21 protein-coding genes are annotated in these 25,100 nt (G+C 55.4%); 13 read left to right on the top strand and 8 right to left on the bottom strand.

What is annotated here, in order from left to right; genetic code table 11:
- Positions 1-59 precede the first annotated feature (59 nt).
- A complete protein-coding gene (gene dusC / locus M1D91_RS15545) occupies positions 60-992 on the top strand; it encodes a tRNA dihydrouridine(16) synthase DusC (protein WP_437430804.1) in 933 nt (310 codons plus the stop codon).
- 116 nt (positions 993-1,108) lie between these two features.
- Here dusC and yohP read toward each other — a convergent pair whose 3' ends face one another.
- The gene (gene yohP, locus M1D91_RS15540) at positions 1,109-1,192 is read right to left on the bottom strand and encodes a small membrane protein YohP (protein WP_457976342.1); all 84 of its coding nucleotides are present in this window, start codon (positions 1,190-1,192) and stop codon (positions 1,109-1,111) included.
- A gap of 109 nt (positions 1,193-1,301) precedes the next feature.
- Between yohP and M1D91_RS15535 the strand changes: the two genes are divergently transcribed.
- Positions 1,302-2,072, top strand: a complete 771-nt coding sequence (locus M1D91_RS15535) for an SDR family oxidoreductase (protein WP_437430805.1) — start codon at positions 1,302-1,304, stop codon at positions 2,070-2,072.
- On the opposite strand, the gene M1D91_RS15530 is transcribed toward M1D91_RS15535, so the two are convergent.
- Positions 2,073-2,657: a DedA family protein gene (locus M1D91_RS15530; RefSeq protein WP_437430806.1), complete on the bottom strand. Its 585-nt coding sequence runs from the start codon at positions 2,655-2,657 to the stop codon at positions 2,073-2,075.
- A gap of 166 nt (positions 2,658-2,823) precedes the next feature.
- On the opposite strand from M1D91_RS15530, the gene M1D91_RS15525 reads away from it, so the two are divergent.
- Together M1D91_RS15525 and pbpG are read left to right on the top strand one after the other, a co-directional pair.
- Positions 2,824-3,411: a Yip1 family protein gene (locus M1D91_RS15525; RefSeq protein ID WP_437430807.1), complete on the top strand. Its 588-nt coding sequence runs from the start codon at positions 2,824-2,826 to the stop codon at positions 3,409-3,411.
- 170 nt (positions 3,412-3,581) lie between these two features.
- Positions 3,582-4,520, top strand: a complete 939-nt coding sequence (gene pbpG / locus M1D91_RS15520) for a D-alanyl-D-alanine endopeptidase (protein ID WP_437430808.1) — start codon at positions 3,582-3,584, stop codon at positions 4,518-4,520.
- Between the two features lie 17 nt (positions 4,521-4,537).
- Here pbpG and M1D91_RS15515 read toward each other — a convergent pair whose 3' ends face one another.
- Together M1D91_RS15515 and dld are read right to left on the bottom strand one after the other, a co-directional pair.
- The gene (locus M1D91_RS15515; protein WP_437430809.1) at positions 4,538-5,092 is read right to left on the bottom strand and encodes a GNAT family N-acetyltransferase; all 555 of its coding nucleotides are present in this window, start codon (positions 5,090-5,092) and stop codon (positions 4,538-4,540) included.
- A gap of 141 nt (positions 5,093-5,233) precedes the next feature.
- On the bottom strand, positions 5,234-6,940 hold the full coding sequence (gene dld, locus M1D91_RS15510) for a D-lactate dehydrogenase (protein WP_437430810.1): 1,707 nt from the start codon (positions 6,938-6,940) through the stop codon (positions 5,234-5,236).
- A gap of 172 nt (positions 6,941-7,112) precedes the next feature.
- Here dld and bglX point away from each other — a divergent pair, with 172 nt between their 5' ends.
- The 5 genes from bglX (at position 7,113) to M1D91_RS15485 (ending at position 15,774) form a co-directional block, all read left to right on the top strand.
- Entirely contained in the window at positions 7,113-9,410 is a 2,298-nt protein-coding gene (gene bglX, locus M1D91_RS15505) for a beta-glucosidase BglX (RefSeq protein WP_437430821.1), read from the top strand.
- A 2,627-nt stretch (positions 9,411-12,037) separates the two neighbouring features.
- Positions 12,038-12,949 (top strand): glycine betaine ABC transporter substrate-binding protein OsmF, encoded by a 912-nt coding sequence (osmF, locus tag M1D91_RS15500; RefSeq protein WP_437434471.1) that lies wholly within the window; start codon positions 12,038-12,040, stop codon positions 12,947-12,949.
- A gap of 2 nt (positions 12,950-12,951) precedes the next feature.
- Complete coding sequence (locus M1D91_RS15495) at positions 12,952-14,106, top strand: ABC transporter permease (RefSeq protein ID WP_437434470.1); 1,155 nt, start codon at positions 12,952-12,954, stop codon at positions 14,104-14,106.
- Positions 14,103-15,053, top strand: coding sequence for an ABC transporter ATP-binding protein (locus M1D91_RS15490; protein WP_437434469.1), 951 nt, complete (start codon positions 14,103-14,105; stop codon positions 15,051-15,053). Before M1D91_RS15495 ends, M1D91_RS15490 begins: the two co-directional genes overlap by 4 nt.
- Positions 15,037-15,774 carry an ABC transporter permease gene (locus tag M1D91_RS15485; protein ID WP_437434468.1) on the top strand — a complete coding sequence of 246 codons (738 nt, stop codon included), beginning with the start codon at positions 15,037-15,039 and terminating at the stop codon, positions 15,772-15,774. The genes M1D91_RS15490 and M1D91_RS15485 overlap by 17 nt, the downstream gene beginning before the upstream one ends.
- On the opposite strand, the gene M1D91_RS15480 is transcribed toward M1D91_RS15485, so the two are convergent.
- Positions 15,749-15,862, bottom strand: coding sequence for a protein YohO (locus M1D91_RS15480; RefSeq protein ID WP_437434467.1), 114 nt, complete (start codon positions 15,860-15,862; stop codon positions 15,749-15,751). The two genes, M1D91_RS15485 and M1D91_RS15480, sit on opposite strands and share 26 nt — an antisense overlap.
- A gap of 59 nt (positions 15,863-15,921) precedes the next feature.
- Positions 15,922-16,653 carry an HTH-type transcriptional regulator MlrA gene (gene mlrA, locus M1D91_RS15475; RefSeq protein ID WP_437434466.1) on the bottom strand — a complete coding sequence of 244 codons (732 nt, stop codon included), beginning with the start codon at positions 16,651-16,653 and terminating at the stop codon, positions 15,922-15,924.
- A gap of 220 nt (positions 16,654-16,873) precedes the next feature.
- On the opposite strand from mlrA, the gene M1D91_RS15470 reads away from it, so the two are divergent.
- From M1D91_RS15470 to M1D91_RS15460, 3 genes are read left to right on the top strand one after another with little or no spacing between them, the layout of a single operon-like run.
- A complete protein-coding gene (locus tag M1D91_RS15470; RefSeq protein ID WP_437434465.1) occupies positions 16,874-18,562 on the top strand; it encodes a LytS/YhcK type 5TM receptor domain-containing protein in 1,689 nt (562 codons plus the stop codon).
- Positions 18,556-19,275 carry a two-component system response regulator BtsR gene (btsR, locus tag M1D91_RS15465; protein WP_437434464.1) on the top strand — a complete coding sequence of 240 codons (720 nt, stop codon included), beginning with the start codon at positions 18,556-18,558 and terminating at the stop codon, positions 19,273-19,275. The genes M1D91_RS15470 and btsR overlap by 7 nt, the downstream gene beginning before the upstream one ends.
- Before the next feature lie 49 nt (positions 19,276-19,324).
- Positions 19,325-19,798: a YehS family protein gene (locus tag M1D91_RS15460; RefSeq protein ID WP_437434463.1), complete on the top strand. Its 474-nt coding sequence runs from the start codon at positions 19,325-19,327 to the stop codon at positions 19,796-19,798.
- A gap of 51 nt (positions 19,799-19,849) precedes the next feature.
- Here the strand turns inward: M1D91_RS15460 and M1D91_RS15455 are convergent, their stop codons facing one another.
- Both M1D91_RS15455 and metG read right to left on the bottom strand, forming a co-directional pair.
- Positions 19,850-20,302: a YehR family lipoprotein gene (locus M1D91_RS15455; RefSeq protein WP_437434462.1), complete on the bottom strand. Its 453-nt coding sequence runs from the start codon at positions 20,300-20,302 to the stop codon at positions 19,850-19,852.
- A gap of 90 nt (positions 20,303-20,392) precedes the next feature.
- Entirely contained in the window at positions 20,393-22,426 is a 2,034-nt protein-coding gene (gene metG, locus M1D91_RS15450) for a methionine--tRNA ligase (RefSeq protein WP_437434461.1), read from the bottom strand.
- Positions 22,427-23,989: 1,563 nt separating this feature from the next.
- On the opposite strand from metG, the gene apbC reads away from it, so the two are divergent.
- Entirely contained in the window at positions 23,990-25,099 is a 1,110-nt protein-coding gene (gene apbC / locus M1D91_RS15445) for an iron-sulfur cluster carrier protein ApbC (protein WP_437434530.1), read from the top strand.
- Position 25,100: the final 1 nt, after the last annotated feature.

Here is a 25,100-nt window from a genome sequence, read left to right as displayed (position 1 = left end):
GGCTTCCTTCCCCTGAAAAGAGGCGCTACTATGGCGCCTCTTTTTTTCAGGGGCAAGATATGCGCGTGTTACTGGCGCCGATGGAAGGTGTGCTCGATTCGCTGGTGCGGGAGCTGCTGACCGAGGTCAACGACTACGATCACTGTATTACCGAGTTTGTACGTGTGGTCGACCAGCTTTTGCCCAGCAAAGTATTTTATCGCATCTGTCCTGAACTCCAGCACCAGAGTCGCACCCCCTCGGGCACCCTGGTGCGCGTACAACTGCTGGGACAATATCCGGAGTGGCTGGCGGAAAACGCGGCGCGTGCGGTGGCGTTGGGCTCCTGGGGCGTGGATTTGAACTGTGGTTGCCCCTCTAAGATGGTGAACGGCAGCGGCGGCGGGGCCACGCTGTTAAAAGATCCCGAACTGATTTATCGCGGCGCGAAAGCCATGCGTGAAGCCGTCCCTTCGCATCTGCCAGTCACGGTGAAAGTCCGGCTCGGCTGGGACAGCGGTGAGCGTCAGTTTGAGATTGCCGACGCGGTAGCGCAGGCGGGTGCCTCTGAGCTGGTGGTGCACGGGCGTACAAAAGAGGATGGTTATAAAGCCGAGCGTATCAACTGGCAGGCCATCGGTGAAATTCGCCAGCGTCTCTCCATTCCGGTTGTTGCCAACGGCGAAATCTGGGACTGGCAAAGTGCGCAGGCGTGTATGGTCGCCACCGGCTGCGACGCCGTAATGATTGGGCGTGGAGCGCTCAATATTCCTAATCTCAGCCGGGTGGTGAAATATAACGCGCCGCGTATGCCCTGGCCTGAGGTTGTGTTGCTACTGCAAAAATATACCCGTCTTGAAAAGCAAGGGGACACGGGGTTATACCATGTGGCGCGTATCAAGCAGTGGCTGGGCTATCTGCGCAAAGAGTACGATGAATCACAGGGTGTGTTTGAACAGATCCGTACTCTTAAGACCTCAGCAGAGATTGCAAAAGTCATTCAGGCTTTGTAATCAGCCTTTGCAGGTAACCATACTGATAAGTGAACCATAATGCGCGAGGCAGAGTAGGGCGTGCTGCGGGTTAACGGGGCGGAGCAACGCCCTCCCGAACGGGAGGGCGAATCACATCAGAAAATCATTTTAAATACGCCGGTCACCACCAAAAGCCCAATAATAAAAATAATCAAAACGGCCCATAACAGTAATTTCAACATAGTCTTATCTCCCTTTTTTTCGATCACTCACCGCAAAGTGTAGCAACCCCCCCGGATTATGCTTTTTTTCTATACTTAGCCTTTAACTGAAAAACCGGAGAGCACGATGACGACGCAAAAAGTTGCGATTGTGACCGCAGCAGATTCAGGTATTGGCAAAGCGTGCGCGCTTATGCTGGCAGACCAGGGTTTTGACGTTGGTATTACCTGGCACTCAGACGAAAAGGGGGCGCTTGATACCGCCCGTGAAGTGGAGTCCCGGGGCAGACAGGTACGTACCATTCAACTCGATTTGAGTCATCTTCCTGAGGGGGCAGAGGCCATAGACGAGCTGATTCGCCAGTTCGGGCGCATCGACGTGATGGTTAATAACGCCGGGGCAATGACAAAAGCGCCGTTTCTTGACGTCACCCTTGATGACTGGCGCAAGATTTTCACGGTCGACGTGGAAGGGGCCATGCTGTGCTCACAACTTGCGGCACGCCAGATGGTAAAACAGGGGCAGGGGGGGCGTATTGTGAATATTACCTCGGTGCATGAACACACGCCGCTGCCCGAAGCCAGCGCCTATACGGCAGCCAAACATGCGCTGGGTGGGTTGACCAAATCGATGGCCCTTGAGCTTGTTAGTGACAACATACTGGTTAATGCGGTCGCACCGGGGGCTATAGCGACCCCGATGAACGACATGAGTGATGAGGATGCCACACCCGGTTCAATGCCAATCATTCCTCTCGCCAGACCCGGTAAAACGGCAGAAATAGCAAGCCTCGTGGCCTGGCTGTGCTCTGAACATGCCAGCTATACCACCGGTCAATCCTTTATTGTTGATGGCGGCTTTATGCTGGCGAATCCGCAGTTTAACGCCACCCGCTAGCTACTCATCTGACCCACGGGCGCGCTGTTTTTTCTGTCGGCGGCGAAACCACCAGCGAACGGAGAAAACCAGTATCACGGCCAGCACCAGCCAGATTAAGCGTTTGGCGTGCTGGTCGAACTGATGCAGCCAGGGGCCAATCACTTCTCCACCCACATAGCCCAGGGTGGTAAAAATCAGCGCCCAGACGATAGCGCCAAAAATGTTAAGCGGCAGGAAAATTTTTGGCGGCAGGTGACTTGCGCCAATAAGGATCGGCCCGATGATTCGAAAGCCATACATAAAACGTGTGCCTATGACAAACAGCCAGGGGCGGCGGTTGATGAGCCGTTGCGCTTTTTCAATTTTGTTCTGATGCTTTTTAAAACGGCGCAGTATGTTCATTCCGTAGCGGCGACCGAGCAGATAAAGTAGTTGATCGCCAATCATGCCACCAAGCGCCACGGCAGCGACCACCAGCGGAAATTTCAGCAGTCCCTGATGCGCCGCCACGCCGCCGAGCAGGGTAATCGTTTCACCTTCGGCGACGCTGCCAACCACCAGGGCGGCGTAGCCGTACTGACTGATAAGGGTATTGATATCCATAGTAAACCACTCTCCTGTTTGTCCCCATAAGCATACACCCAATGAATTGATCCCGCAGGGCCGCTATTTTTAAGCTGTACATAAATTAAACAATGTGTGCATAAATTAACCATAAAGTGGCTTATACTCGTTATGTTGTAGTTCGGGCAGTCAGCAAGGGGGCGTTATGAACCATGTTTGGGGACTCTTTTCCCATCCCGATCGTGAAATGCATGCTATTAAAGGCGAAAACGAAACCGTTTCGCATCACTACACCCACCATGTGCTCATCATGGCGGCCATTCCTGTTATTTGCGCCTTTATCGGCACCACACAGATCGGCTGGAATTTCGGCGATAACAACGTTGTCCCTTTAAGTGGACTAACAGGGTTGTCTCTTGCCGTGATCTTTTATGCCTTAATGCTGGCGGGTGTTGCGGTGATGGGGCGGGTTATCTGGTGGATGGCGCGCAACTATCCCCAGCGGCCCTCGCTGGCGCGGTGTATGGTCTTCGCCGGTTATGTTGCAACGCCGCTGTTCGTAAGCGGAATTGTGGCACTTTACCCGCTGGTCTGGCTGTGCGCGCTGGCTGGAACCGTGGCACTGTTTTATACCGGTTATCTTTTGTATGTGGGGATACCAACTTTCCTTAATATTAATCGGGAAGAGGGTCTGAGTTTTTCCAGTTCCACACTGGCTATCGGCGTGCTGGTGCTTGAAGTGTTGCTGGCGCTGACGGTTATCCTGTGGGGCTATGGCTATCGTCTGTTCTGACTTCCGGCGTTGCTGGCGTAAATGCCAGCAACGCAATCTTCTGCAATGAATCTTCGGTGGCGGCGGCAAAGCCTGGCGGCTATTATGCAAATGCCAGCATCTGTTATTGTTTTCCTGAACAGTTGCGGTGTGCGTAATAACGTGCCTGAATAATTTTCTGAAGTCACACCATGCCGAAATTCCGTGTTTCTTTATTAAGCCTCGCGCTTCTCTTCACGTTGCCTGCTGCGCACACTGCGCTGGCAAAAACGCCTGTTATGGCCACCGCCGCCCAGCCGGAAATTGCCTCAGGCAGCGCGATGATTGTCGATCTGCAGACCAATAAGGTTATCTATTCAAGCCACCCCAACCTGGTTCGCCCGATTGCCTCCATCACCAAGCTGATGACGGCGATGGTCGTGCTCGACGCGCGTCTGCCGCTGGATGAAAAACTGAAGGTTGATATCAGCCAGACGCCGGATATGAAAGGCATCTATTCCCGCGTACGTCTGAACAGCGAGATCAGCCGTAAAGAGATGTTATTACTGGCCCTGATGTCATCAGAGAATCGTGCCGCAGCGAGTCTTGCCCACCACTATCCCGGTGGGTATGGTGCTTTTATTCGCGCAATGAATGCCAAAGCGCAGGCGCTGGGAATGAGGCATACCCGCTATGTTGAGCCGACCGGGCTGTCCGTGCGCAACGTCTCTACGGCGGAAGATTTAATCAAATTGCTGATTGCGACGAAGCAGTATCCGCTGTTGGGGCAACTGAGCACCACGCGGGAAGACATGGCGACCTTCTCCAGTCCGGCCTATACGCTGCCCTTTCGCAATACCAATCACCTGGTCTACCGCGATAACTGGAATATTCAGTTAACCAAAACCGGGTTTACCAATGCAGCCGGACACTGTCTGGTGATGCGCACGGTTATCAACAATAAACCGGTTGCCCTGGTGGTGATGGATGCCTTCGGCAAATTTACTCACTTTGCCGATGCCAGCCGTCTGCGTACCTGGATTGAAACAGGAAAAGTCCAGCCTGTGCCAGCATCAGCACTGGATTATAAGCGTCAGAAGGCGGCGCAAATGGCGCAGAACCAGGGCGCACAGACCGCGCAAAACGATTAAGTTACCCCGGTGCTTTATTACTCCGGCAGCGTCCAGTCACCGTCATTGAGTGGGCGCTGCATGATGAGCGTGTCGCGCCAGTCTCCTTTTTTATAGCCCACACTGCGCAACTGCCCTGCCAGTTCAAAGCCATGCTTTTTGTGCAGACGAAGTGAACCCGCATTGTTATGCCCGTCGCCAATTACTGCGATCATCTGGCGCCACGGTCCCTGCTCGCAGCGGGCGATCAGCGCCTCCATCAGCATGCTGCCTATCCCCCGACCGGTCATACTGGCGTCGACGTAAATCGACTCTTCAAGGGTATAACGATAAGCCGGGCGTGGGCGGTAGTGGGTCGCGTAGCAGTACCCCACCACAATGCCGTGATAGAGAGCAACCATCCAGGGTAACCCCTCGCTGGTTGTTTTAAGCATGCGTTGGCGCATCTCGTCAATGGTGGGCGGCACTTCTTCAAAAGAGGCACGACCGTGAAGGACATGCCAGGCATACAGGGACGCAATAGCGTGAACATCTTCAGGAATGGCATCACGTACAATCAATGCATTTTCGGAAAAGACATCAACAGCAGACATGATGGGGTGCTCCTCAGGGTAGCAGGCCAGAGAAACGTTTCTCTGACCACCGCGCTACTGTAGTACGAATAAAGTGCACAATACAGCTCTGCTAAAGCTACCCCTGTCACTCAGGCAATGCGGTTCACCTGAGGTAACCGGTTACCGCCAGTATTTTCTCTTGCTCGTTTTACCAATACCAGGGTTCATGCTGTTAGTTGGATCATTTTGTAGGTAAAAACGTTTTAAATGCTCGTCTGCGTCATATAAATGCCCAACGTTATGTTCGGCAGGATACTGCGCCCCGCGTTGCCGTAATAATGCCAGCATCTGTTCTTTGAGCGCGTGCACATCCACCCCTTTTTTCACGATGTAATCCTGATGGAAGACATGGCAGAAAAAGTGCCCGTAGTAGAGTTTGTGTATTACCTGGCTGTCGATTTCCGGTGGAAGATGTTCAAACCAGTCGTGATCGTTTCGGCGTAGCGCGATATCCAGTGCCAGAATATCTTCCACGTCGTCCGCATGTACTGCCTGGTAACGAATGGCTGCACCTGCCGCCGCGAAGCGGTGCAGGAAAGCTTTGTTGCCCTCCTCTGAGGTACAGGCAAAAAATCCCCCTTCGGCGTGAGTAAAATATTCCGAGAGCCACTTCTGGGCTTCTGCTATTCCCTCACCGGACATTTTCAGCAGCAGATGATGTTCATACTTATCCCGCCAGCTTTTCATTCGCGGCGGCAGGTGCGAGGGGAAAAGATGCCCCAGCTTTTGCATAGCGCGATCGGTAAAATGGGGTTTAAACACCGACGCTTTTGCCAGCAGGGCGTCAGTACGGCCCTTGAGGGTAAAAAAGAAGGGCATTTTGTCAGTGCCAAGCTTGTCTATCATCAGGAAGGTATCTTTGCCGTAACGCTCGGCAATGTCATAGATATCCCGATGCATGTATTCGCCTGCGACCGGCAGGTGGGTAAAGTCGCTAAGCATATGACGGCGTATTTCGTTCAGCACCTCCGGTTGATTGGTGCCGATGTAAAAAACCTGCTGGCGCGGCTGGGCCGGAAAAGTGTCAAGGCGCACGGCGAAGACGGCCAGTTTGCCGGCACAGCCGGATGATTCAAAGAGGCGATCGGGGTCGGCGTTATAGCGTGCCGGCGTGTCAGCGTTAACATCGCGCACACGGGTGATGTAATCCCGATCGTGCCCGTGACGGCCATCATGGCGTACATCGGTATCCTTCACACGTTCATCATCAAGCTTACTTAATATCTGCTCCGGCGTGGTGCCAAGATCAATGCCGAGGTGATTGACCAGGTGCAGCTTGCCGTTCTCATCTATACGGGCAAAGAGCGACATTTCGGTATAGGCCGGGCCGCGTTGCACCAGCGCACCGCCGGAGTTATTGCACACGCCACCCATTACCGAAGCGCCTATACAGGACGATCCGATAACCGAGTGGGGTTCGCGCCCCAGCGGCTTGAGGGCTTTCTCCAGCGCGTAGAGAGTCGTGCCGGGGTAGGCCAGGACCTGCTGGCCTTTATCGATCAGATGCAGTTTATCCAGACGGAGCGTACTGATTATCACAATATCGCGGTCATAATCGTTACCGTTTGGCGTTGAGCCTTCGGTAAGGCCGGTGTTGGCGGCCTGCATAAGAATAATTTTATCGGCGCTTACGCAGGCTACCAGAATACGCCAGAGTTCGAGCAGGGAACCGGGGAAGACCACCGCCAGCGCATCCCCCTGGCCTGAGCGAAAACCCGTGCGATAGCGGGCCGTCCTGGCCGGTTCTGTAAGCAGATGATTTGTGCCAACAATGCGTTTTAAATCGCCGATAAAAGCTGAATTTTCCTGAGAAGTTGGGGAAGACATTTTCCACTCCTTGTGGTGAAAGAACGATCTTGCCTTAAAGAATAGTCCCGGAAAGCAAGGAATTCTCAGAAAAATCAGAGAATAACTCTGCAAGCGCGACTACGATTATGGCACACTGCGTTTTTTCACGGTCTGGTCGGTCTGTGGGCTATATAACGAGAGAATGAACGACATGAAATGGCTATGTACTGTAGGTGTCGCTGTGAGCCTGGCGTTGCAGCCTGCGCTGGCGGAAGAGATGTTTGGCAATCATCCGTTAACGCCTGAAGCACGGGATGCATTTGTCACTGATTTACTCAAAAAAATGACGGTCGATGAAAAAATCGGCCAGTTGCGTTTAATCAGCGTGGGGCCGGACAACCCGAAAGAAGCCATCCGCGACATGATCAGCAAAAACCAGGTCGGTGCGATTTTCAATACCGTTACGCGTCAGGATATCCGGGCGATGCAGGACCAGGTGATGCAACTGAGCCGCCTGAAAATCCCTCTCTTCTTTGCCTACGATGTGCTGCACGGCCAGCGTACCGTTTTCCCGATTAGCCTTGGTCTTGCCTCCAGCTTTAACCTCGATGCCGTGAAAACCGTGGGACGCGTGTCGGCGTACGAAGCAGCGGACGATGGTCTGAACATGACCTGGGCGCCAATGGTGGACGTCTCCCGCGATCCGCGCTGGGGACGTGCCTCCGAAGGCTTTGGCGAAGATACCTTCCTGACAACCGAGATGGGCGTGGCGATGGTGAAAGCCATGCAGGGCAAAAGCCCGGCAGACCGCTACTCGGTAATGACCAGCGTGAAACACTTCGCCGCTTACGGTGCGGTTGAAGGCGGCAAAGAGTACAACACCGTGGACATGAGTCCGCAGCGGCTGTTTAACGACTATCTGCCGCCCTATAAAGCCGGCCTGGATGCGGGGAGCGGTGCCGTAATGGTGGCGCTGAACTCGCTCAACGGTACGCCTGCAACGTCGGATCCCTGGCTACTGAAAGATGTGCTGCGTGACGAGTGGGGCTTTAAAGGCATTACGGTCTCCGATCACGGGGCTATCAAGGAACTCATCAAACATGGTACGGCCGCCGATCCTGAAGATGCGGTGCGGGTAGCGCTGAAGTCCGGCATCAACATGAGCATGAGCGATGAGTATTACAGTAAGTATCTGCCGGGGCTTGTGAAGTCCGGCAAGGTGACGATGGCGGAGCTGGACGACGCGGCCCGGCACGTGCTCAACGTGAAATATGATATGGGGCTGTTTAACGATCCTTACAGCCACTTAGGCTCGAAAGAGAGCGATCCGCAGGATACCAATGCTGAAAGCCGCCTTCACCGTAAAGAGGCGCGCGAAGTCGCACGCCAGAGTCTGGTACTGCTGAAAAACCGTCTCGATACTTTACCTTTGAAAAAGGATTCCACCGTGGCCGTGGTGGGTGCGCTGGCAGACAGCAAGCGTGACATGATGGGAAGCTGGTCTGCTGCGGGCGTGGCAGGGCAGTCGGTGACGGTGCTGACGGGGATCCGTAATGCGATGGGTAGCCAGGGCACGGTTATTTATGCTCGTGGCGCAAACGTGACGGATGACCAGGGCATTGTTGACTTCCTTAACCAGTACGAACCCGCCGTTGAGCAGGATAAACGTACCCCTCAGGCGATGATTGACGAAGCGGTCGAGGCGGCGAAGAAATCTGATGTGGTGGTAGCTGTCGTCGGTGAAGCGCAGGGCATGGCGCACGAAGCGTCGAGCCGTACCGATCTGACTATCCCCCAGAGCCAGCGCGATTTGATCGCTGCGCTGAAGGCGACCGGTAAACCCCTGGTGCTGGTATTAATGAACGGTCGTCCGCTGGCGCTGGTGAAAGAAGATCAACAGGCGGATGCGATTCTGGAAACCTGGTTTGCAGGTACCGAGGGCGGTAATGCCATCGCCGACGTGCTGTTTGGTGATTACAACCCATCGGGTAAGTTGCCGATGTCCTTCCCCCGCTCTGTTGGTCAGGTACCGGTTTACTACAGCCACCTCAATACCGGTCGTCCCTATAATGCCGATAAGCCGAATAAATATACTTCACGGTATTTTGATGAAGCCAACGGCCCGTTATATCCCTTTGGTTATGGCCTGAGCTACACCACTTTTACTGTGTCAGATGTGAAAATGTCTGCACCTGACATGACCCGTGAGGGCACCGTTACCGCAAGCGTTGAGGTGACGAATACCGGTAAGCGTGATGGTGCAACGGTAATCCAAATGTACCTGCAGGATGAAACCGCAACGATGAGCCGTCCGGTTAAAGAGCTGCGCGGTTTTGAGAAAGTGGATCTGAAAGTGGGTGAAACTAAAACCGTCAGCTTCCCGATTGACCTTAACGCCCTGAAATTCTGGAATCAGCGCATGAAATATGATGCGGAGCCGGGCAAATTCAACGTCTTTATTGGTCTCGACTCTGCCCGCGTGAAGCAAGGCGCGTTTGAGCTGAAGTAGGGCGCGTTTGAAATGAAGTAGGGTTTGTATGAACAGAAGTAAGGGTTATATGAACTGGAGTAAGGTGAAGTAAGGTTTTTTCGAAATGAAGTAAGGGTCTGCGCAGAGGGGCTCTGCAACGTATGTTGGGGTGCCTTACTCTCCCTTTGGTGAGTCCGGCGCGGTTCCTCATACTGGCACAAACCTTTCCCTTTCCCTGAGGAAGAGGGTGAACCAGGGGGCTGGGATAATCCCCTCGCCCCTTCGGGGAGAGGGTCAGGGTGAGGGGGAACATTCCGCACGATTGCTCAAGGAGAGACTGTTGCGGATAGTGGAACACTCCCATACAGGTTACGTGGAATGGTTCCGTTCACCCTGCGTGCATTCTCCCTCTGAAGCCACCGCACCCGTGAACGTGCAAGGGAGGCTCGCCGCCGCCTCCCTTGCAACCCGGGCTCCCGGCCAGGAAAATCGCCGCAGCGCGGTCCGTTCGTCTTATGCCGCCGTGCTGTCGGGTCGGGGACCAGCCTGCATCCCTGCAGGCTATCCCCTCCGCCCGCGTCCCTGCGGGCGGTCCCGGCCCGTCGTCAACGCCTCACCGATTTTCAGCCGGACCGCCCCCCCTCGCTGCACGCCAGGAGTTACAGATAAAAAGTCTTTGCTGTTAAAAGCCAAAAACCGCGCCGTGGGTCAGGTGTGGCGGGCCGCACCCCCGCTGCGTGCCAGGGAGTTACAGATAAAAAGCCTTTGCTGTTAAAAGCCAAAAACCGCGCGGTGGGTCAGGTGTGGGGAGTCCGGCTGGAAACTGCCGACGCGTTTTCGCAGGGCCGGGGCGACGCGCAGGGAGGCGCGGCGAGGGCGCGCGTTGCAGGGACGCTGCATCGCGCCCGGTCCCGGTAAGCCCGGAGAAATAAGCGGAGGGTCACCGCGAAGCGGCAGTTTTCGTGCCGGGAGCCGGGATTGTTAAGGGCGTGGCGGAGAACGCCCTTAACACGTTCACGGGGGAGGGTGCTGCATGGGAGCGCGGCACATGAGGTGAACGGAACGATGCCACCGCAGGTAAGCGGAACACTTTGAGCCAGCCGCACGCTCTTCCCCTCACCCCAACCCTCTCCCCGAAGGGGCGAGGGGGCAAGGCGTGGCCGGTTTTACAGGCGAAGTGAACGGGACTGTTCCGCATACGGCTGGCGCAGTTTCAGGCGGGCACAAATCATTCCCTCTCCCTGAGGGAGAGGGTCAGGGTGAGGGGGAACATTCCGCACGGATGCTCAAGGAGAGACTGTTGCGGATAGTGGAACAGTCCCATGCAGGCTACGTGGAATGGTTCCGTTCACCCTGAGTGCATTCTCCCTCTGAAGCCACCGCACCCGTGAACGTGCAAGGGAGGCTCGCCGCCGCCTCCCTTGCAACCCGGGCTCCCGGCCAGGAAAATCGCCGCTGCGCGGTCCGTTCGTCTTATGCCGTCGTGCTGTCGGGTCGGGGACCAGCCTGCATCCCTGCAGGCTATCCCCTCCGCCCGCGTCCCTGCGGGCGGTCCCGGCCCGTCGTCAACGCCTCACCGATTTTCAGCCGGACCGCAACCCCCTCGCTGCACGCCACTGCGTTTCAACAGACACCGCATCGCTTTAAGGACTTAAAAACCGCGCCGTGGGTCAGGTGTGGGGAGTCCGGCTAGAAACTGCCGACGCGTTTTCGCAGGGCCGCACCCCCGCTGCGTGCCAGGGAGTTACAGATAAAAAGCTTTTGCTGTTAAAAGCTGAAAACCGCGCGGTGGGTCAGGTGTGGCGGGTCCGGCTGGAAACTGCCGACGCGTTTTCGCAGGGCCGGGGCGACGCGCAGGGAGGCGCGGCGAGGGCGCGCGTTGCAGGGACGCTGCATCGCGCCCGGTCCCGGAAAGCCCGGGGAAATAAGCGGAGGGTCACCGCGAAGCGGCAGTTTTCGTGCCGGGAGCCGGGATTGTTAAGGGCGTGGCGGAGAACGCCCTTAACACGTTCACGGGGGAAGGTGTTTCAAGGGAGTGCGGCACATGAGGTGAACGTAACGATGCCACCGGAGGTCAGCGGAACCCTTTAAGCCAGTCACCCACCATTCCCCTCACCCCGACCCTCTCCCCGAAGGGGCGAGGGAGAAAAGCGAGCCCGGTTAAGCATGTGAGGTGAACGGAACCCTTCGGGCCAGTCACCCACCATTCCCCTCACCCCGGCCCTCTCCCCCAAGGGGCGAGAGAGAAAAGCGTGCCCGGTTTCGGATGTGAGGTGAACGGAACAGCTCCGCCAGTGGTCAGCGGAACCGCTCTTTTTACGGTTGAAACCGCTCCAGCCAGTCACCCACGGCTCCCTCACCCCGACCCTCTCCCCAGAGGGGCGAGGGGGAAAAGCGTGCCTGGTTTCGCACATGAGGTGAACGGAACTATGCCACCGCAGGTCAGCGGAACCGCGCTTTTTAAGGATGAAACCCTTCGGGCCAGGCGCGAACGAACTCCTCCTGCTCGCCGCTAAAGCTTGATTCTTCTTTAAAATCGCCACGTTATAACCGCTTCGTCTAACCAGAAGCAGCAAAATCTCAGGCGGAGATGTCCTCCACGCCAATTCTCAACTACGCTTTTTGCAAAGCCAGAATTCCGGGCATCACAAAAACGAGGATCGAGCATGAAATCATTTTCGCAATGGAGCGCAGCAGGGCTGCTGATACTGGCTGCGGGTGCGCAGGCGGCGGAGCCTGTTAAAGTCGGTTCGAAGATTGATACCGAAGGGGCGCTGCTGGGCAATATTATTTTGCAGGTACTGGAAAGCCACGGTGTTAAAACGGTCAATAAAGTCCAGCTGGGCACCACACCCGTGGTGCGAGGCGCAATCACCTCGGGTGAGCTCGATATCTACCCCGAGTATACGGGTAACGGCGCGTTCTTCTTTAAACAGGAGAACGATCCGGCCTGGAAAAACGCCCAACAGGGCTACGAGAAAGTGAAAAAGCTGGATGCTGAACAGAATAAACTGGTCTGGCTGACAGCCGCTCCCGCCAACAATACCTGGACCATCGCGGTACGTCAGGATCTGGCAGAGAAAAACAAACTGGTGTCATTAGACGATCTCAGTCGCTACCTGAAAGAGGGCGGCACCTTCAAACTGGCCGCCTCTGCTGAATTTATTGAGCGTGCGGATGCACTGCCTGCTTTTGAAAAAGCCTATGATTTTAAATTGAACCAACCGCAATTGCTCTCCCTGGCCGGGGGCGACACGGCAGTAACCATTAAAGCCGCGGCCCAACAAACGTCCGGAGTGAATGCGGCTATGGCTTATGGCACCGATGGCCCGGTGGCCGCGCTGGGCCTGCAAACCCTCACCGATCCGAAAGGCGTTCAGCCCATTTATGCACCCGCTCCGGTTGTACGTGAAGCGGTGTTAAAAGAGTATCCTAAACTGGACGAGTGGCTGAAACCTGTCTTTGCCAGCCTTGATGAAAAAACGCTGCAAAAGCTGAACGCCAGCATTGCGGTTGAAGGCCTGGATGCCAAAAAAGTGGCGGCTGATTACCTGAAGGAAAAGGGACTCGTTAAATAAAGGTGGATATCCGTTGTCATAATCGCGTCGTGCTGCTGCTGGTTATCCTTGCGCTGGCAGCCACGGCGCTGCCGTTTGTGAATTACGCTCCGAACCGGCTCGTCTCAGGCGAAAGTCGCGCCCTGTGGCAGCTGTGGCCCGCTTATGCGGCCATTGGCCTGTTGGTGCCAGCAGCCTTACTCCTGCTCAGCTTTCTGCCACGCCGTCTGCCGCTCATTGTCACGCTGATTATTGCCCAGGGTACATTCTGGTTACTGGTCTGGAGTGCTGGCCGGGCGGCAGGCGATCTTGCCAATGCCGGCAGCCACCTGGCGCGCACCTCACCGGGCAGCGGCTGGTGGCTATGGCTGGCGCTGGCGCTTCTTGCCTGTAGCGATGTGATCCGTCGTTTGACCCAGGATCCGGTCTGGCGCTGGGTGTTGCATGCACAAATCTGGTGGCTACCCGTTGTGCTGTTGCTCACCGGCCAGCTCGATAACCTCTCACTGCTTAAAGAGTACGTAAATCGTCAGGATGTGTTCGATGATGCCCTCGGGCGACACCTGACCCTGCTTTTTGCGACACTCTTTCCGTCACTGCTTCTCGGGCTGCTTATTGGACTGGGATGCTATCGCCATCCAACGCGACAGGGGTCGGTTTTCGCCGTACTCAATGTCATTCAGACCGTGCCTTCAGTGGCCCTTTTTGGCCTGCTGATTGCACCGCTGGCCGGGCTGGTCAGCCATTTTCCCTGGTTGGGGACGCTTGGCGTGGCAGGCACGGGCATGACCCCGGCGCTGATCGCGTTAATTCTCTATGCGCTGTTACCGATAGTGCGCGGCGTGGTGGCGGGGTTAAACCAGGTGCCTGCGGAGGTACTGGAAAGCGCAAGAGGGATGGGAATGAGCGCCGGGCAGCGGTTCTGGAAGGTGCGTTTTCCCCTCGCACTCCCTGTTTTACTACGCAGCATTCGCGTGGTGGCGGTTCAGACCGTGGGGATGGCCGTGATAGCCGCACTGATCGGTGCAGGGGGCTTTGGTGCCCTGGTGTTTCAGGGGCTGCTAAGTAGCGCACTGGATTTAGTCTTACTGGGCGTGATACCCGTGATTGCCCTCGCGGTACTCGTGGATGCACTGTTTGCACTGGGTATCGCGCTACTGGAGGTGAAAGGGTCATGATCGAATTTCGTCATGTCAGTAAAGCGTTTGCCGGCGTACCGGCAGTCAGGGATGTCAATCTTGCCTGCAAAACCGGCGCTTTCTCGGTTTTGATTGGCACCTCGGGATCAGGGAAATCCACCACCCTTAAAATGATTAACCGTCTGGTTGAGCATGATGAGGGCACAATCCTCTTCGCCGGTGAGGAGATTCGCAGTTTACCCGTACTGGAGCTGCGTCGGCGGATGGGTTATGCCATTCAGTCCATCGGCCTGTTTCCTCACTGGACGGTGGCGCAGAACATTGCCACCGTGCTGCAACTGCAGAAGTGGTCGAAGGCGAAAATCAACAGCAGGATTGATGAGCTGATGGCACTGCTCGGTCTTGAGCCAGGTCTACGCTCTCGTTATCCTCATCAGCTCTCTGGCGGTCAACAACAGCGTGTCGGCGTGGCCCGTGCGCTGGCAGCAGATCCGGAAGTGCTGCTGATGGATGAACCTTTTGGTGCGCTTGACCCGGTCACCCGTGGGGCGCTGCAAGAGGAGATGATCCGTATTCATCGCCTGCTCGGACGCACCATCGTGCTGGTTACCCATGATATTGATGAAGCGCTACAACTCGCCGATCACCTGGTATTAATGGACAAAGGGGCTATTGTCCAGCAGGGCTCGCCGCTTGAGATGCTGACCTCGCCGGTGAACGCCTTCGTGCAGGACTTTTTTGGTCGCAGCGAGCTGGGGGTGCGGCTGCTTTCTCTGCATCAGGTCAAAGCCTATGTGCGTAAAGATGAACCGCCTGCACCGGGTGAGCCCTTGAGCGAAGAGATGACGCTCAGGGAAGCGCTCTCTGCTTTTGTGGCCCGCCAGCGTGATGTCCTGCCGGTCGCCGCTGCCGACGGCGTGCCGTACGGAACATTGCATTTTTCCGACCTGCTGACCACGGAGCCTGTGCGTGAAACCCTTTCGTGATCCGTTGCTCTGGCTGACAGGTGCCTTCATCGCCCTGTTGTATGCGCTGCCGCACAGCGGGGCGCTTTTCAGCGCACTGTTTCCTCAGCTGCCTCGCCCGCTCTATCAACAGGAAACTTTCGTGGCCCTCACGCTGGCGCATTTTGAACTGGTGGGGCTTTCCAGCCTGCTGGCGATCGCCCTCGGGGTGGGGGCAGGCATTGTGGTCACCCGCCCCTGGGGCAGTGAGTTTCGTCCGCTGGTGGAAACCATCGCTGCCGTCGGCCAGACTTTTCCGCCGGTTGCGGTACTGGCGATTGCGGTGCCGGTCCTCGGTTTTGGTAAAGAGCCTGCGATAATTGCCCTGGTGTTGTACGGGGTTCTGCCCGTTCTTCAGGGAACCCTTGCCGGAATAGCCGCAGTGCCGGAGAGCGTGCAGGATGTCGCAAGAGGGGTAGGGATGAGCAACGGGCAGCGGTTACGCAAAATTGAACTCCCGCTGGCGGCACCGGTGATCATTGCCGGGGTACGCACCTCGGTCATCATTAATATCGGCACCGCGACCATTGCCTCAACGGTGGGGGCCAGCACGTTAGGCACACCCATTATCATCGGCCTGAGTGGATTTAATACGGCATACGTGATTCAGGGGGCCGTTCTGGTGGCGCTGGCGGCCATTATCGTTGATCGGGGATTTGAGCGGCTGGCGCTGCGTTTCAGCCAATACCGCCACGAACAATAAATGAGTAGCCGGCAAGCATCACGCCGCCGATGCCGCCGATTGCCATCAGCAGGAAAATAGCGATGACGGAAAGTTTGGACAGGTTCATTGCGTTCTCCATGTGTTAAGAAAAGTATTATAGGGCGAAACGAGGGTGTTAATGAACGATTAAATGCCTAATGGCAGAATGTCATACCCGCTGGCCCGCCAGTCAAGCAGCTGTTTCTGCTGAGCGGAGGTGGGCGCTTCGCCGCACCACACCAGCAGCGTCTGACCTTCGAACATCTCAGGACGTAGCTGACTTACTGAGTGCGCCAGCACCTCTACCCGCCAGCCCTGTTCACTCGCCATCCACCCCTCAAGCCATAACCGGGTGGTGTCCTGCACATTCCAGCCGATAACCAGTGCGTCACGATTGTACTTTTTTCGGGCGCTGCTCAGGCAGCTACAAATATAGCTAATCAGGACCCCATCCAGCAGGCTTAACATCACCAGCAGGGCGGGCTGCTGGCATTGTAAACGACGGCGCAGGGGGAGCAGCAAATGGGTGGTCAGGGTTTCAGCAGGATAGTCATGGCCGCGCTCGTTGATCCATAAGCGCAACCGGTGGAGATTGCCGCTTTGCAGGTACTGTAATATCAGTTCCTGTTGATCGCGCCAGCCATCCCGTTCGTTCGCAGGGTCGTTGTTGAGCAGGGACAGAACCTTACTCACCTGTACGCCGGTATCGACCCAGCGTTTGATTTCGCGAATGCGGTCAATATCCGCTTCCGTAAACAGGCGGTGCCCCCCCTCGGTACGCTGGGGCTTCACCAGGCCGTAGCGACGCTGCCAGGCCCTGAGGGTGATAGGATTCACATCACACAACAACGCGACTTCGCCGATAGTGTAAAGCGCCATGGATCCACCTTCGCCAAAAGATCCCCACCATAACTGTAGTCATTTTGGCAAAAACCAGGCGGTAGTGGCTGTTTTTTGTTCAGGCTGTAACGCTTTCGTATCATCACGTCGTCAGGTTTGTGATAATGCGCACGAATTACGAGTTTTTTGGAAGCCTTCAAAGAATCTGAACGCGTCTCCCTGTATGGTACGCGCTTTCTCTCATCGCGGTGATGCAAATATGTACGAATTTAATCTGGTGTTGCTGCTGCTTCAGCAGATGTGTGTGTTTTTGGTTATCGCCTGGCTGATGAGTAAAACCCGTCTGTTTATCCCCCTGATGCAGGTTACCGTTCGTCTGCCGCATAAGCTGCTGTGCTACGTCACCTTCTCGATTTTCTGCATCCTGGGGACCTATTTTGGTCTGCATATCGAAGACTCCATCGCCAATACTCGGGCTATTGGCGCGGTAATGGGCGGCTTACTGGGCGGTCCGGTGGTCGGTGGGCTGGTGGGGCTAACCGGCGGACTGCATCGCTATTCGATGGGGGGCATGACGGCACTCAGTTGCATGATTTCGACCATTGTTGAAGGGCTGTTGGGTGGGCTGGTGCACAGCATTCTGATCAAGCGCGGGCGCACGGATAAGGTCTTCAGCCCCCTGACGGCGGGGGCGATTACCTGTGTGGCAGAACTGACCCAGATGCTGATCATCCTGCTGATTGCGCGCCCCTATGACAGTGCCATGCATCTGGTTCAGAGTATTGCGGCACCGATGATGGTCACCAATACCGTCGGCGCGGCGCTGTTTATGCGTATCCTGCTGGACAAGCGCGCCATGTTTGAAAAGTACACCTCAGCCTTTTCCGCGACCGCCCTTAAAGTCGCGGCTTCCACCGAGGGAATTTTGCGCCAGGGCTTTAATGAAGAGAACAGTATGAAGGTAGCCCAGGTGCTGTATAACGAACTGGATATCGGTGCAGTGGCAATTACCGATCGTGAAAAGCTGCTGGCCTTCAGAGGGGCAGGGGATGACCACCATCTGCCCGGACGTCCTATTTCCTCCGGCTGGACGCAAAAAGCGATTGAAACAGGCGAAGTGGTTTATGCCGACGGTAATGAGGTGCCTTACCGCTGTTCATTACATCCGCAGTGCAAACTGGGTTCGACGCTGGTCATTCCTTTACGCGGTGAAAACCAGCGAGTGGTGGGCACCATTAAATTGTATGAAGCGAAAAATCGCCTGTTCAGTTCCATTAACCGCACCCTGGGAGAGGGAATTGCGCAGCTGTTGTCGGCGCAAATTCTTGCCGGGCAGTATGAGCGACAGAAAGCGCTGCTGACGCAGTCGGAAATCAAGCTGCTGCATGCGCAGGTCAATCCACACTTCCTGTTTAATGCCCTCAATACCCTTAAAGCGGTGATTCGTCGCGACAGCGATCAGGCCGGGTTGCTGGTGCAGTATCTCTCCACCTTCTTTCGCAAGAACCTCAAACGCCCGTCGGAAATTGTCACCCTTGCCGATGAAATTGAGCATGTTAACGCCTATTTGCAAATTGAACAGGCCCGCTTCCAGACGCGGTTACAGGTGCAGTTACATGTACCGGATTTCCTTTCTCACCAGCATTTGCCGGCGTTTACCCTGCAACCCATCGTGGAGAACGCCATCAAGCACGGTACCTCGCAACTGTTGGGTGTGGGAGAGATTGCCATTAATGCCAGTCAGGACGGCAATCATCTGGTACTGGATATCGAAGATAATGCCGGGCTCTATCAGCCCAAAACCGACGCCAGTGGTTTAGGGATGAGTCTGGTTGATAAACGACTGCGCGCCCGTTTCGGTGACGGCTGCGGCATAACCGTCGCCTGTGAACCGGATCGGTTTACCCGAGTTACCCTACGACTCCCGCTGGAGGAGAGCGCATGTTAAAAGTGCTGATTGTCGATGATGAACCGCTGGCGCGGGAAAATCTGCGGATTTTATTGCAGGAAGAGAGCGATATTGACATTGTCGGCGAATGTGCCAACGCGATAGAGGCCATTGGCGCGGTGCATAAACTCCGCCCGGATGTGCTGTTTCTCGATATTCAGATGCCCCGCATCAGTGGCCTGGAAATGGTGGGTATGCTTGACCCGGACCACCGTCCCTACATTGTTTTCCTCACCGCCTTTGATGAGTATGCGGTGAAGGCCTTCGAAGAGCATGCCTTTGATTACCTGCTCAAGCCTATTGAGACGCAGCGCCTTGCAAAAACGCTCACACGTCTGCGTCAGGAACGTACGGTACAGGATGTGTCGGTACTGCCAGAAAATCAGGATGTGCTGAAATTTATCCCCTGCACCGGGCACAGCCGTATTTACCTGTTGCAAATGAGTGAAGTGGCCTTCGTCAGCAGTCGGATGAGTGGGGTGTATGTCACCAGCAGCGAGGGCAAAGAGGGATTTACCGAACTGACCCTGCGTACCCTGGAGAGCCGGACGCCACTGCTGCGCTGCCACCGCCAGTATCTGGTTAACATGGCTCATCTTAGCGAGATCAAGCTCGAAGATAACGGACAGGCAGAGCTGCTACTGCGCAACGGCCAGACGGTCCCCGTCAGCCGCCGGTACCTGAAGAATCTAAAAGAAGCACTGGGGTTGTAAATTTCGGTGTTACACTTCGCGTTTGCAAAAAATATGTCCCGAAGGCTTTATGCTCAATAACGATATTTTACGTAGCCTGCGCTACGCCCTGAAAATGAATAACAACGACCTTAAACGTATCTTCACGCTGGCGGAAGCGTCGGTAAGTGATGAACAGCTGGTCGGTTGGTTACGAAAGGAAGACGAGGCGGGTTTTCAACGCTGCCCGGACATTATGATGTCCCTTTTCCTCAATGGTCTCATCTACGAACGTCGTGGCAAGGACGACACGCAGCCTGCGCTGGCCACCGAACGTAAGATGACTAACAATCTTATTCTCAAGAAATTGCGCATCGCGTTCTCCTTAAAGACCGATGATATTCTGGCTATCCTGACCGAGCAGAAATTCCGCGTGTCGATGCCAGAAATTACCGCCATGATGCGCGCCAGCGAGCATAAAAACTTCCGTGAGTGCGGTGACCAGTTTCTACGTTACTTCCTGCGCGGGCTGACGGTGCGCGAACACGCAAAGCCTGCCAAATAAAAAAAGCCAGCGCGTACAGGTGCCGCGCTGGCTTTTTCATCCTTATGACTCTTATTTCACTTCTTTAAAGCCACGAGATTCAAGCAACTGCTGGGATTTTGACATGCTTACGCCGTCTTTTGCGTCGCCGGTAAAGGCGGAGCCTTGCATCTGCTGCAGTGCATTACGGTCCGCTTTCGAGTAATCCACATCCAGCGTTTCGGTCGCGTAAGTATCCTGATAATCAATACTTTCCGTTACACCTTTAATGGATTTGTATTTCTCGCTGATTGGCCCCAGACGCTGCATAGCCTGTTCTTTATTAGCAATGCCCATAGCGGCATAGTTGATTTTGTTTTTTGCTGACTGACGGGTCACTACATCATCTTTGTAGTAGTAGGTCAGTGAAATCTCTGTCTTGCCATCGGTCCAGTTAAACGTCTTGCTCTGCTCTTTATCGCCACAGCCACTCAGTACAAACAACATCATTGTGGTCAGTGTAAAAGCGATGAGTTTTTTAAACATATTTTAAAGCCCCTTTTGTTAGAAATGTCCTGTCCATAGAAGGATAGTGCAATATTAAAAAGGCGCTGATTTCTCAACGCCTTTTGCCGCTTATTTAACCTGTTGACCTGCTTTTGCCCCTTCATCAGGGCTTAACAGGAAGATTTCTTTCCCGCCAGGGCCTGCCGCCATCACCATGCCTTCAGAAATACCGAAACGCATTTTGCGTGGCGCAAGGTTAGCGACCATAACGGTCAGACGTCCAATCAGTACCTGCGGGTCCGGGTAGGCAGATCGGATCCCGGAGAAGACGTTGCGCTTCTCGCTACCCAAATCCAGAGTCAGACGCAGCAATTTATCGGAACCATCCACAAACTCCGCGTTTTCAATCAGCGCCACGCGCAGATCAACTTTGGCGAAATCATCGAAAGTGATGGTGTCTGCAATCGGGTCGTCTGCCAACGGGCCGGTGACCGGCGCGGCCGTCGCTTTCACCTCTTCTTTCGATGCTTCAACCAGTGCTTCCACCTGTTTTGCATCAATGCGGTTATAGAGCGCTTTGAAAGTGTTTACCTTATGGCTCAGCAGCGGCTGTTCGATAGCACTCCACTCCAGCGTGGTGTTGAGGAACGCTTCCACGCGCTCACTCAGGGTTGGCAATACCGGTTTGAGCCAGGTCATTAACACGCGGAACAGGTTGATACCCATTGAGCAGATGGCCTGCAGATCAGCGTCACGGCCTTCCTGTTTAGCAACTACCCACGGGGCCTGCTCGTCAACGTAGCGGTTGGCAACGTCTGCCAGCGCCATGATTTCACGAATCGCTTTGCCAAATTCGCGGCTCTCCCAGGCCTCACCGATGGAGGCTGCCGCATCGGTAAAGGTTTTGTAGAGCGCCGGGTCGGCCAGTTCTGCCGCCAGCACGCCGTCAAAGCGTTTGGCAATAAAGCCCGCGCAGCGGGAGGCCAGGTTGACCACTTTATTGACGATATCGGTATTTACACGCTGAATGAAATCTTCCAGGTTCAGGTCGATGTCATCAATGCGTGACGACAGTTTTGCCGCATAGTAGTAACGCAGACTGTCTGCATCCAGATGGTTCAGCCAGGTGCTGGCTTTGATAAAGGTGCCACGCGATTTGGACATCTTCGCGCCGTTTACCATGACATAGCCATGCACAAACAGGTTGGTGGGTTTGCGGAAATTGCTGCCTTCGAGCATTGCCGGCCAGAACAGGCTATGGAAGTAAACAATGTCTTTACCAATGAAGTGGTAGAGCTCGGCGTCAGAGTCTTTCTTCCAGTACTCATCGAAGCTTACGACGTCGTTGCGCTTGTCGCAAAGGTTCTTGAACGAACCCATGTAGCCGATAGGCGCATCCAGCCAGACGTAGAAATATTTACCCGGCGCATTCGGAATTTCGAAGCCGAAGTAAGGCGCATCACGGGAGATATCCCACTGCTGGAGACCCGACTCGAACCACTCCTGCATCTTGTTAGCGACCTGCTCCTGCAAGGCACCGCTGCGGGTCCAGGCCTGGAGCATTTCGCTGAATGACGGCAAATCAAAGAAGAAGTGTTCGGAATCACGCATTTCAGGCGTTGCACCGGATACCACGGATTTCGGCTCAATAAGCTCGGTCGGGCTGTAGGTCGCGCCGCACACTTCGCAGTTATCGCCATATTGATCCGGAGACTTACATTTCGGACAGGTGCCTTTCACAAAACGATCCGGCAGGAACATGCCTTTTTCCGGGTCGTAAAGCTGAGAAATAGTGCGGTTTTTAATAAACCCGTTCTCTTTCAGACGGGTATAAATCAGTTCCGACAGCTCACGGTTCTCATCGCTGTGCGTGGAGTGGTAGTTGTCGTAGCTGATATTAAAGCCCGCAAAATCCGTCTGATGCTCCTGACTCATGTCAGCAATCATCTGCTCCGGCGTGATCCCCATTTGCTGAGCTTTCAGCATGATAGGCGTGCCGTGGGCATCGTCCGCGCAGATGAAGTTGACAGTGTGGCCGCGCATTCGCTGGTAACGGACCCAGACATCAGCCTGGATGTGCTCCAGCATATGGCCGAGGTGGATTGAGCCGTTGGCGTACGGCAGTGCGCACGTTACCAGAATTTTCTTCGCGACTTGAGTCATAGTGGGTATTACTTCTTCTTCAGTAAAAAGGGGTTTCGATGTTACCTGAAAGGTAAATGTTGTGCCATAAAAGCAGGATGCGGATTGGTTTGTTCGTGAGGGTGCCTGTTGAATGATGCCGTTTACCCCTTGAACAAAACGGGGCACGTTTTTCTCCCTCACCCCTTTGGGGGGAGGGCCGGGGTGGGGGGGGAACAGAGGGTGACTGGCTTAAAGGGTTCCGCTTACCTCCGGTGGAATCGTTACGTTCACCTCATGTGCAAAACCAGGCACGTTTTTCTCCCTCACCCCTTTGGGGAGGGGGTCGGGGTGAGGGGAACAGCGGGTGACTGGCCCGGACGGTTTCAGCCATAAAAAGAGCGGTTCCGCTAACCGCCGGTGGCATCGTTCCGTTCACCTCACATGCAAAACGGGGCACGCTTTTCTCCCTCGCCCCTTCGGGGAGAGGGTCGGGGTGAGGGGAATGGTGGGTGACTGGCCCGAAGGGTTCCGCTTACCTGCGGTGGCATCGTTCCGTTCACCTCATGTGCCGCGCTCCCTTGAAACACCTTCCCCCGTGAACGTGTTAAGGGCGTTCTCCGCCACGCCCTTAACAATCCCGGCTCCCGGCACGAAAACTGCCGCTTCGCGGTGACCCTCCGCTTATTTCCCCGGGCTTTCCGGGACCGGGCGCGATGCAGCGTCCCTGCAACGCGCGCCCTCGCCGCGCCTCCCTGCGCGTCGCCCCGGCCCTGCGAAAACGCGTCGGCAGTTTCCAGCCGGACCCGCCACACCTGACCCACCGCGCGGTTTTCAGCTTTTAACAGCAAAAGCTTTTTATCTGTAACTCCCTTGCACGTTCACGGGTGCGGTGGCTTCAGAGGGAGAATGCACGCAGGGTGAACGGAACCATTCCACGTAGCCTGCATGGGAGTGTTCCACTATCCGCAATAGTCTCTTCTTGAGCAATCGTGCGGAATGTTCCCTCTCACCCTGACCCTCTCCCCGAAGGGGCGAGGGGATGTTCCGTGCCCGCGTACAGTTTCCCCCTCACCCTGGCCCTCTCCCCAAAGGAGCGAGGGGATGTTCCGTGCCCGCGTACAGTTTCCCCCTCACCCTGGCCCTCTCCCCAAAGGAGCGAGGGGATGATTCCTGCCCGCATACAACTCCCCCTCACCCTGATCCCCTCCCTCAGAGAGAGGAAAATGTTGGTGCCCGCCTGAAACTGCGCCAGTCGAAAGCGGAACGGTTCCGCTTACCTCGTATACAAAACCAGGCTCGCTTTTCTCCCTCGCCCCTGCGGGGAGAGGGCAGGGGTGAGGGGAACAGACCGCCACGCGGCGGGGAGCCAGGGTTGCAAGGGCGGCGACGAGATTTCTTGACACCTTCACCAGTGATGCTGCTGGAAATAAGCAAGGAACTTAAGATAAACAGAACCTTCCCACACCCTTTAAAGAGGCTCCCTCTCATCACCCACCACCTGCTTCCCTGATTGGGCACTATTGAGAAATGAATATTTGGTGACAGTGGAGTAAACTTGAACCTTAACAATGTCTTTTCAGAACAACATAAAAAGGAGTCGGGATGAACTCTCAGTCCCAGGCCAAATCCCCGGAAGCTCTGCGTGCGCTGGTTGCCGGAACGCTGGCTAATTTTCAGCACCCCACCCTCAAGCACAATCTTACTGCCCTGAAAGCTGTGCATCATGTTGCCTGGCTCGATGACGTTGTGCACATCGAACTGGTGATGCCTTTTGTCTGGCGTAGCGCGTTCGAAGCGCTTCAAGAGGCATGCAGCGCGGAATTATTGCGCATCACGGGGGCAAGTGCGATTGACTGGAAGCTGTCGCACAACATTGCCACTATGAAGCGTGTCAAAAACCAGGCGGGCGTTAACGGCGTGAAGAACATCATTGCCGTCAGTTCGGGGAAAGGCGGAGTAGGTAAATCCTCCACTGCTGTAAACCTGGCGCTGGCGCTGGCAGCGGAAGGGGCGAAGGTCGGTATTCTGGATGCGGATATTTATGGCCCGTCAATACCCATGATGCTCGGGGCGGAGGGTGAACGCCCCACCTCCCCGGATGGCACGCACATGGCACCGATTATCGCCCACGGCCTTGCCACCAACTCTATCGGTTATCTGGTCACCGACGACAACGCGATGGTCTGGCGTGGGCCGATGGCGAGCAAGGCGCTGCTGCAACTGTTGCAGGAGTCGCTCTGGCCTGATCTCGATTATCTGGTGCTGGATATGCCACCGGGTACGGGTGATATTCAGCTCACACTTGCGCAGAACATCCCGGTGACCGGAGCGCTGGTGATTACTACACCGCAGGATATTGCGCTTAACGACGCTAAAAAAGGCATCGTGATGTTTGAGAAGGTGGAGGTGCCGGTGCTTGGCGTAGTGGAAAACATGAGCATGCACGTGTGCAGCAACTGTGGTCACCACGAGCCTATTTTTGGTACCGGCGGTGCAGAGAAGCTGGTGGAGCAATACCAGACACAGCTTCTGGGCAAAATGCCGTTGCACATCACGCTGCGTGAAGACCTGGACAAAGGTACGCCGACCGTCATCCATCGTCCTGATAGTGAATTCACAGCGCTCTATCGCCAGCTGGCGGATCGCGTAGCCGCGCAGCTCTACTGGCAGGGTGAAGTTATACCGAGCGAAATTTCTTTCCGCGCGGTGTAAG

The sequence above is a fragment of the Enterobacter sp. SA197 genome (genome assembly GCF_054131575.1).
The sequence above is the reverse complement of the archived record's forward strand: the minus strand, read 5'-3'. Positions and strand labels throughout refer to the sequence as shown.

Coding starts and splice junctions, on each gene's coding strand:
- M1D91_RS15480 (WP_437434467.1), bottom strand. CDS start 15,862: ATGAACCTGTCCAAACTTTCCGTCATCGCTATTTTCCTGCTGATGGCA.
- apbC (WP_437434530.1), top strand. CDS start 23,990: ATGAACTCTCAGTCCCAGGCCAAATCCCCGGAAGCTCTGCGTGCGCTG.
- M1D91_RS15460 (WP_437434463.1), top strand. CDS start 19,325: ATGCTCAATAACGATATTTTACGTAGCCTGCGCTACGCCCTGAAAATG.
- M1D91_RS15515 (WP_437430809.1), bottom strand. CDS start 5,092: ATGTCTGCTGTTGATGTCTTTTCCGAAAATGCATTGATTGTACGTGAT.
- metG (WP_437434461.1), bottom strand. CDS start 22,426: ATGACTCAAGTCGCGAAGAAAATTCTGGTAACGTGCGCACTGCCGTAC.
- btsR (WP_437434464.1), top strand. CDS start 18,556: ATGTTAAAAGTGCTGATTGTCGATGATGAACCGCTGGCGCGGGAAAAT.
- M1D91_RS15530 (WP_437430806.1), bottom strand. CDS start 2,657: ATGGATATCAATACCCTTATCAGTCAGTACGGCTACGCCGCCCTGGTG.
- M1D91_RS15525 (WP_437430807.1), top strand. CDS start 2,824: ATGAACCATGTTTGGGGACTCTTTTCCCATCCCGATCGTGAAATGCAT.
- pbpG (WP_437430808.1), top strand. CDS start 3,582: ATGCCGAAATTCCGTGTTTCTTTATTAAGCCTCGCGCTTCTCTTCACG.
- dusC (WP_437430804.1), top strand. CDS start 60: ATGCGCGTGTTACTGGCGCCGATGGAAGGTGTGCTCGATTCGCTGGTG.
- M1D91_RS15470 (WP_437434465.1), top strand. CDS start 16,874: ATGTACGAATTTAATCTGGTGTTGCTGCTGCTTCAGCAGATGTGTGTG.
- osmF (WP_437434471.1), top strand. CDS start 12,038: ATGAAATCATTTTCGCAATGGAGCGCAGCAGGGCTGCTGATACTGGCT.
- mlrA (WP_437434466.1), bottom strand. CDS start 16,653: ATGGCGCTTTACACTATCGGCGAAGTCGCGTTGTTGTGTGATGTGAAT.
- M1D91_RS15535 (WP_437430805.1), top strand. CDS start 1,302: ATGACGACGCAAAAAGTTGCGATTGTGACCGCAGCAGATTCAGGTATT.
- M1D91_RS15490 (WP_437434469.1), top strand. CDS start 14,103: ATGATCGAATTTCGTCATGTCAGTAAAGCGTTTGCCGGCGTACCGGCA.
- dld (WP_437430810.1), bottom strand. CDS start 6,940: ATGTCTTCCCCAACTTCTCAGGAAAATTCAGCTTTTATCGGCGATTTA.
- bglX (WP_437430821.1), top strand. CDS start 7,113: ATGAAATGGCTATGTACTGTAGGTGTCGCTGTGAGCCTGGCGTTGCAG.
- M1D91_RS15455 (WP_437434462.1), bottom strand. CDS start 20,302: ATGTTTAAAAAACTCATCGCTTTTACACTGACCACAATGATGTTGTTT.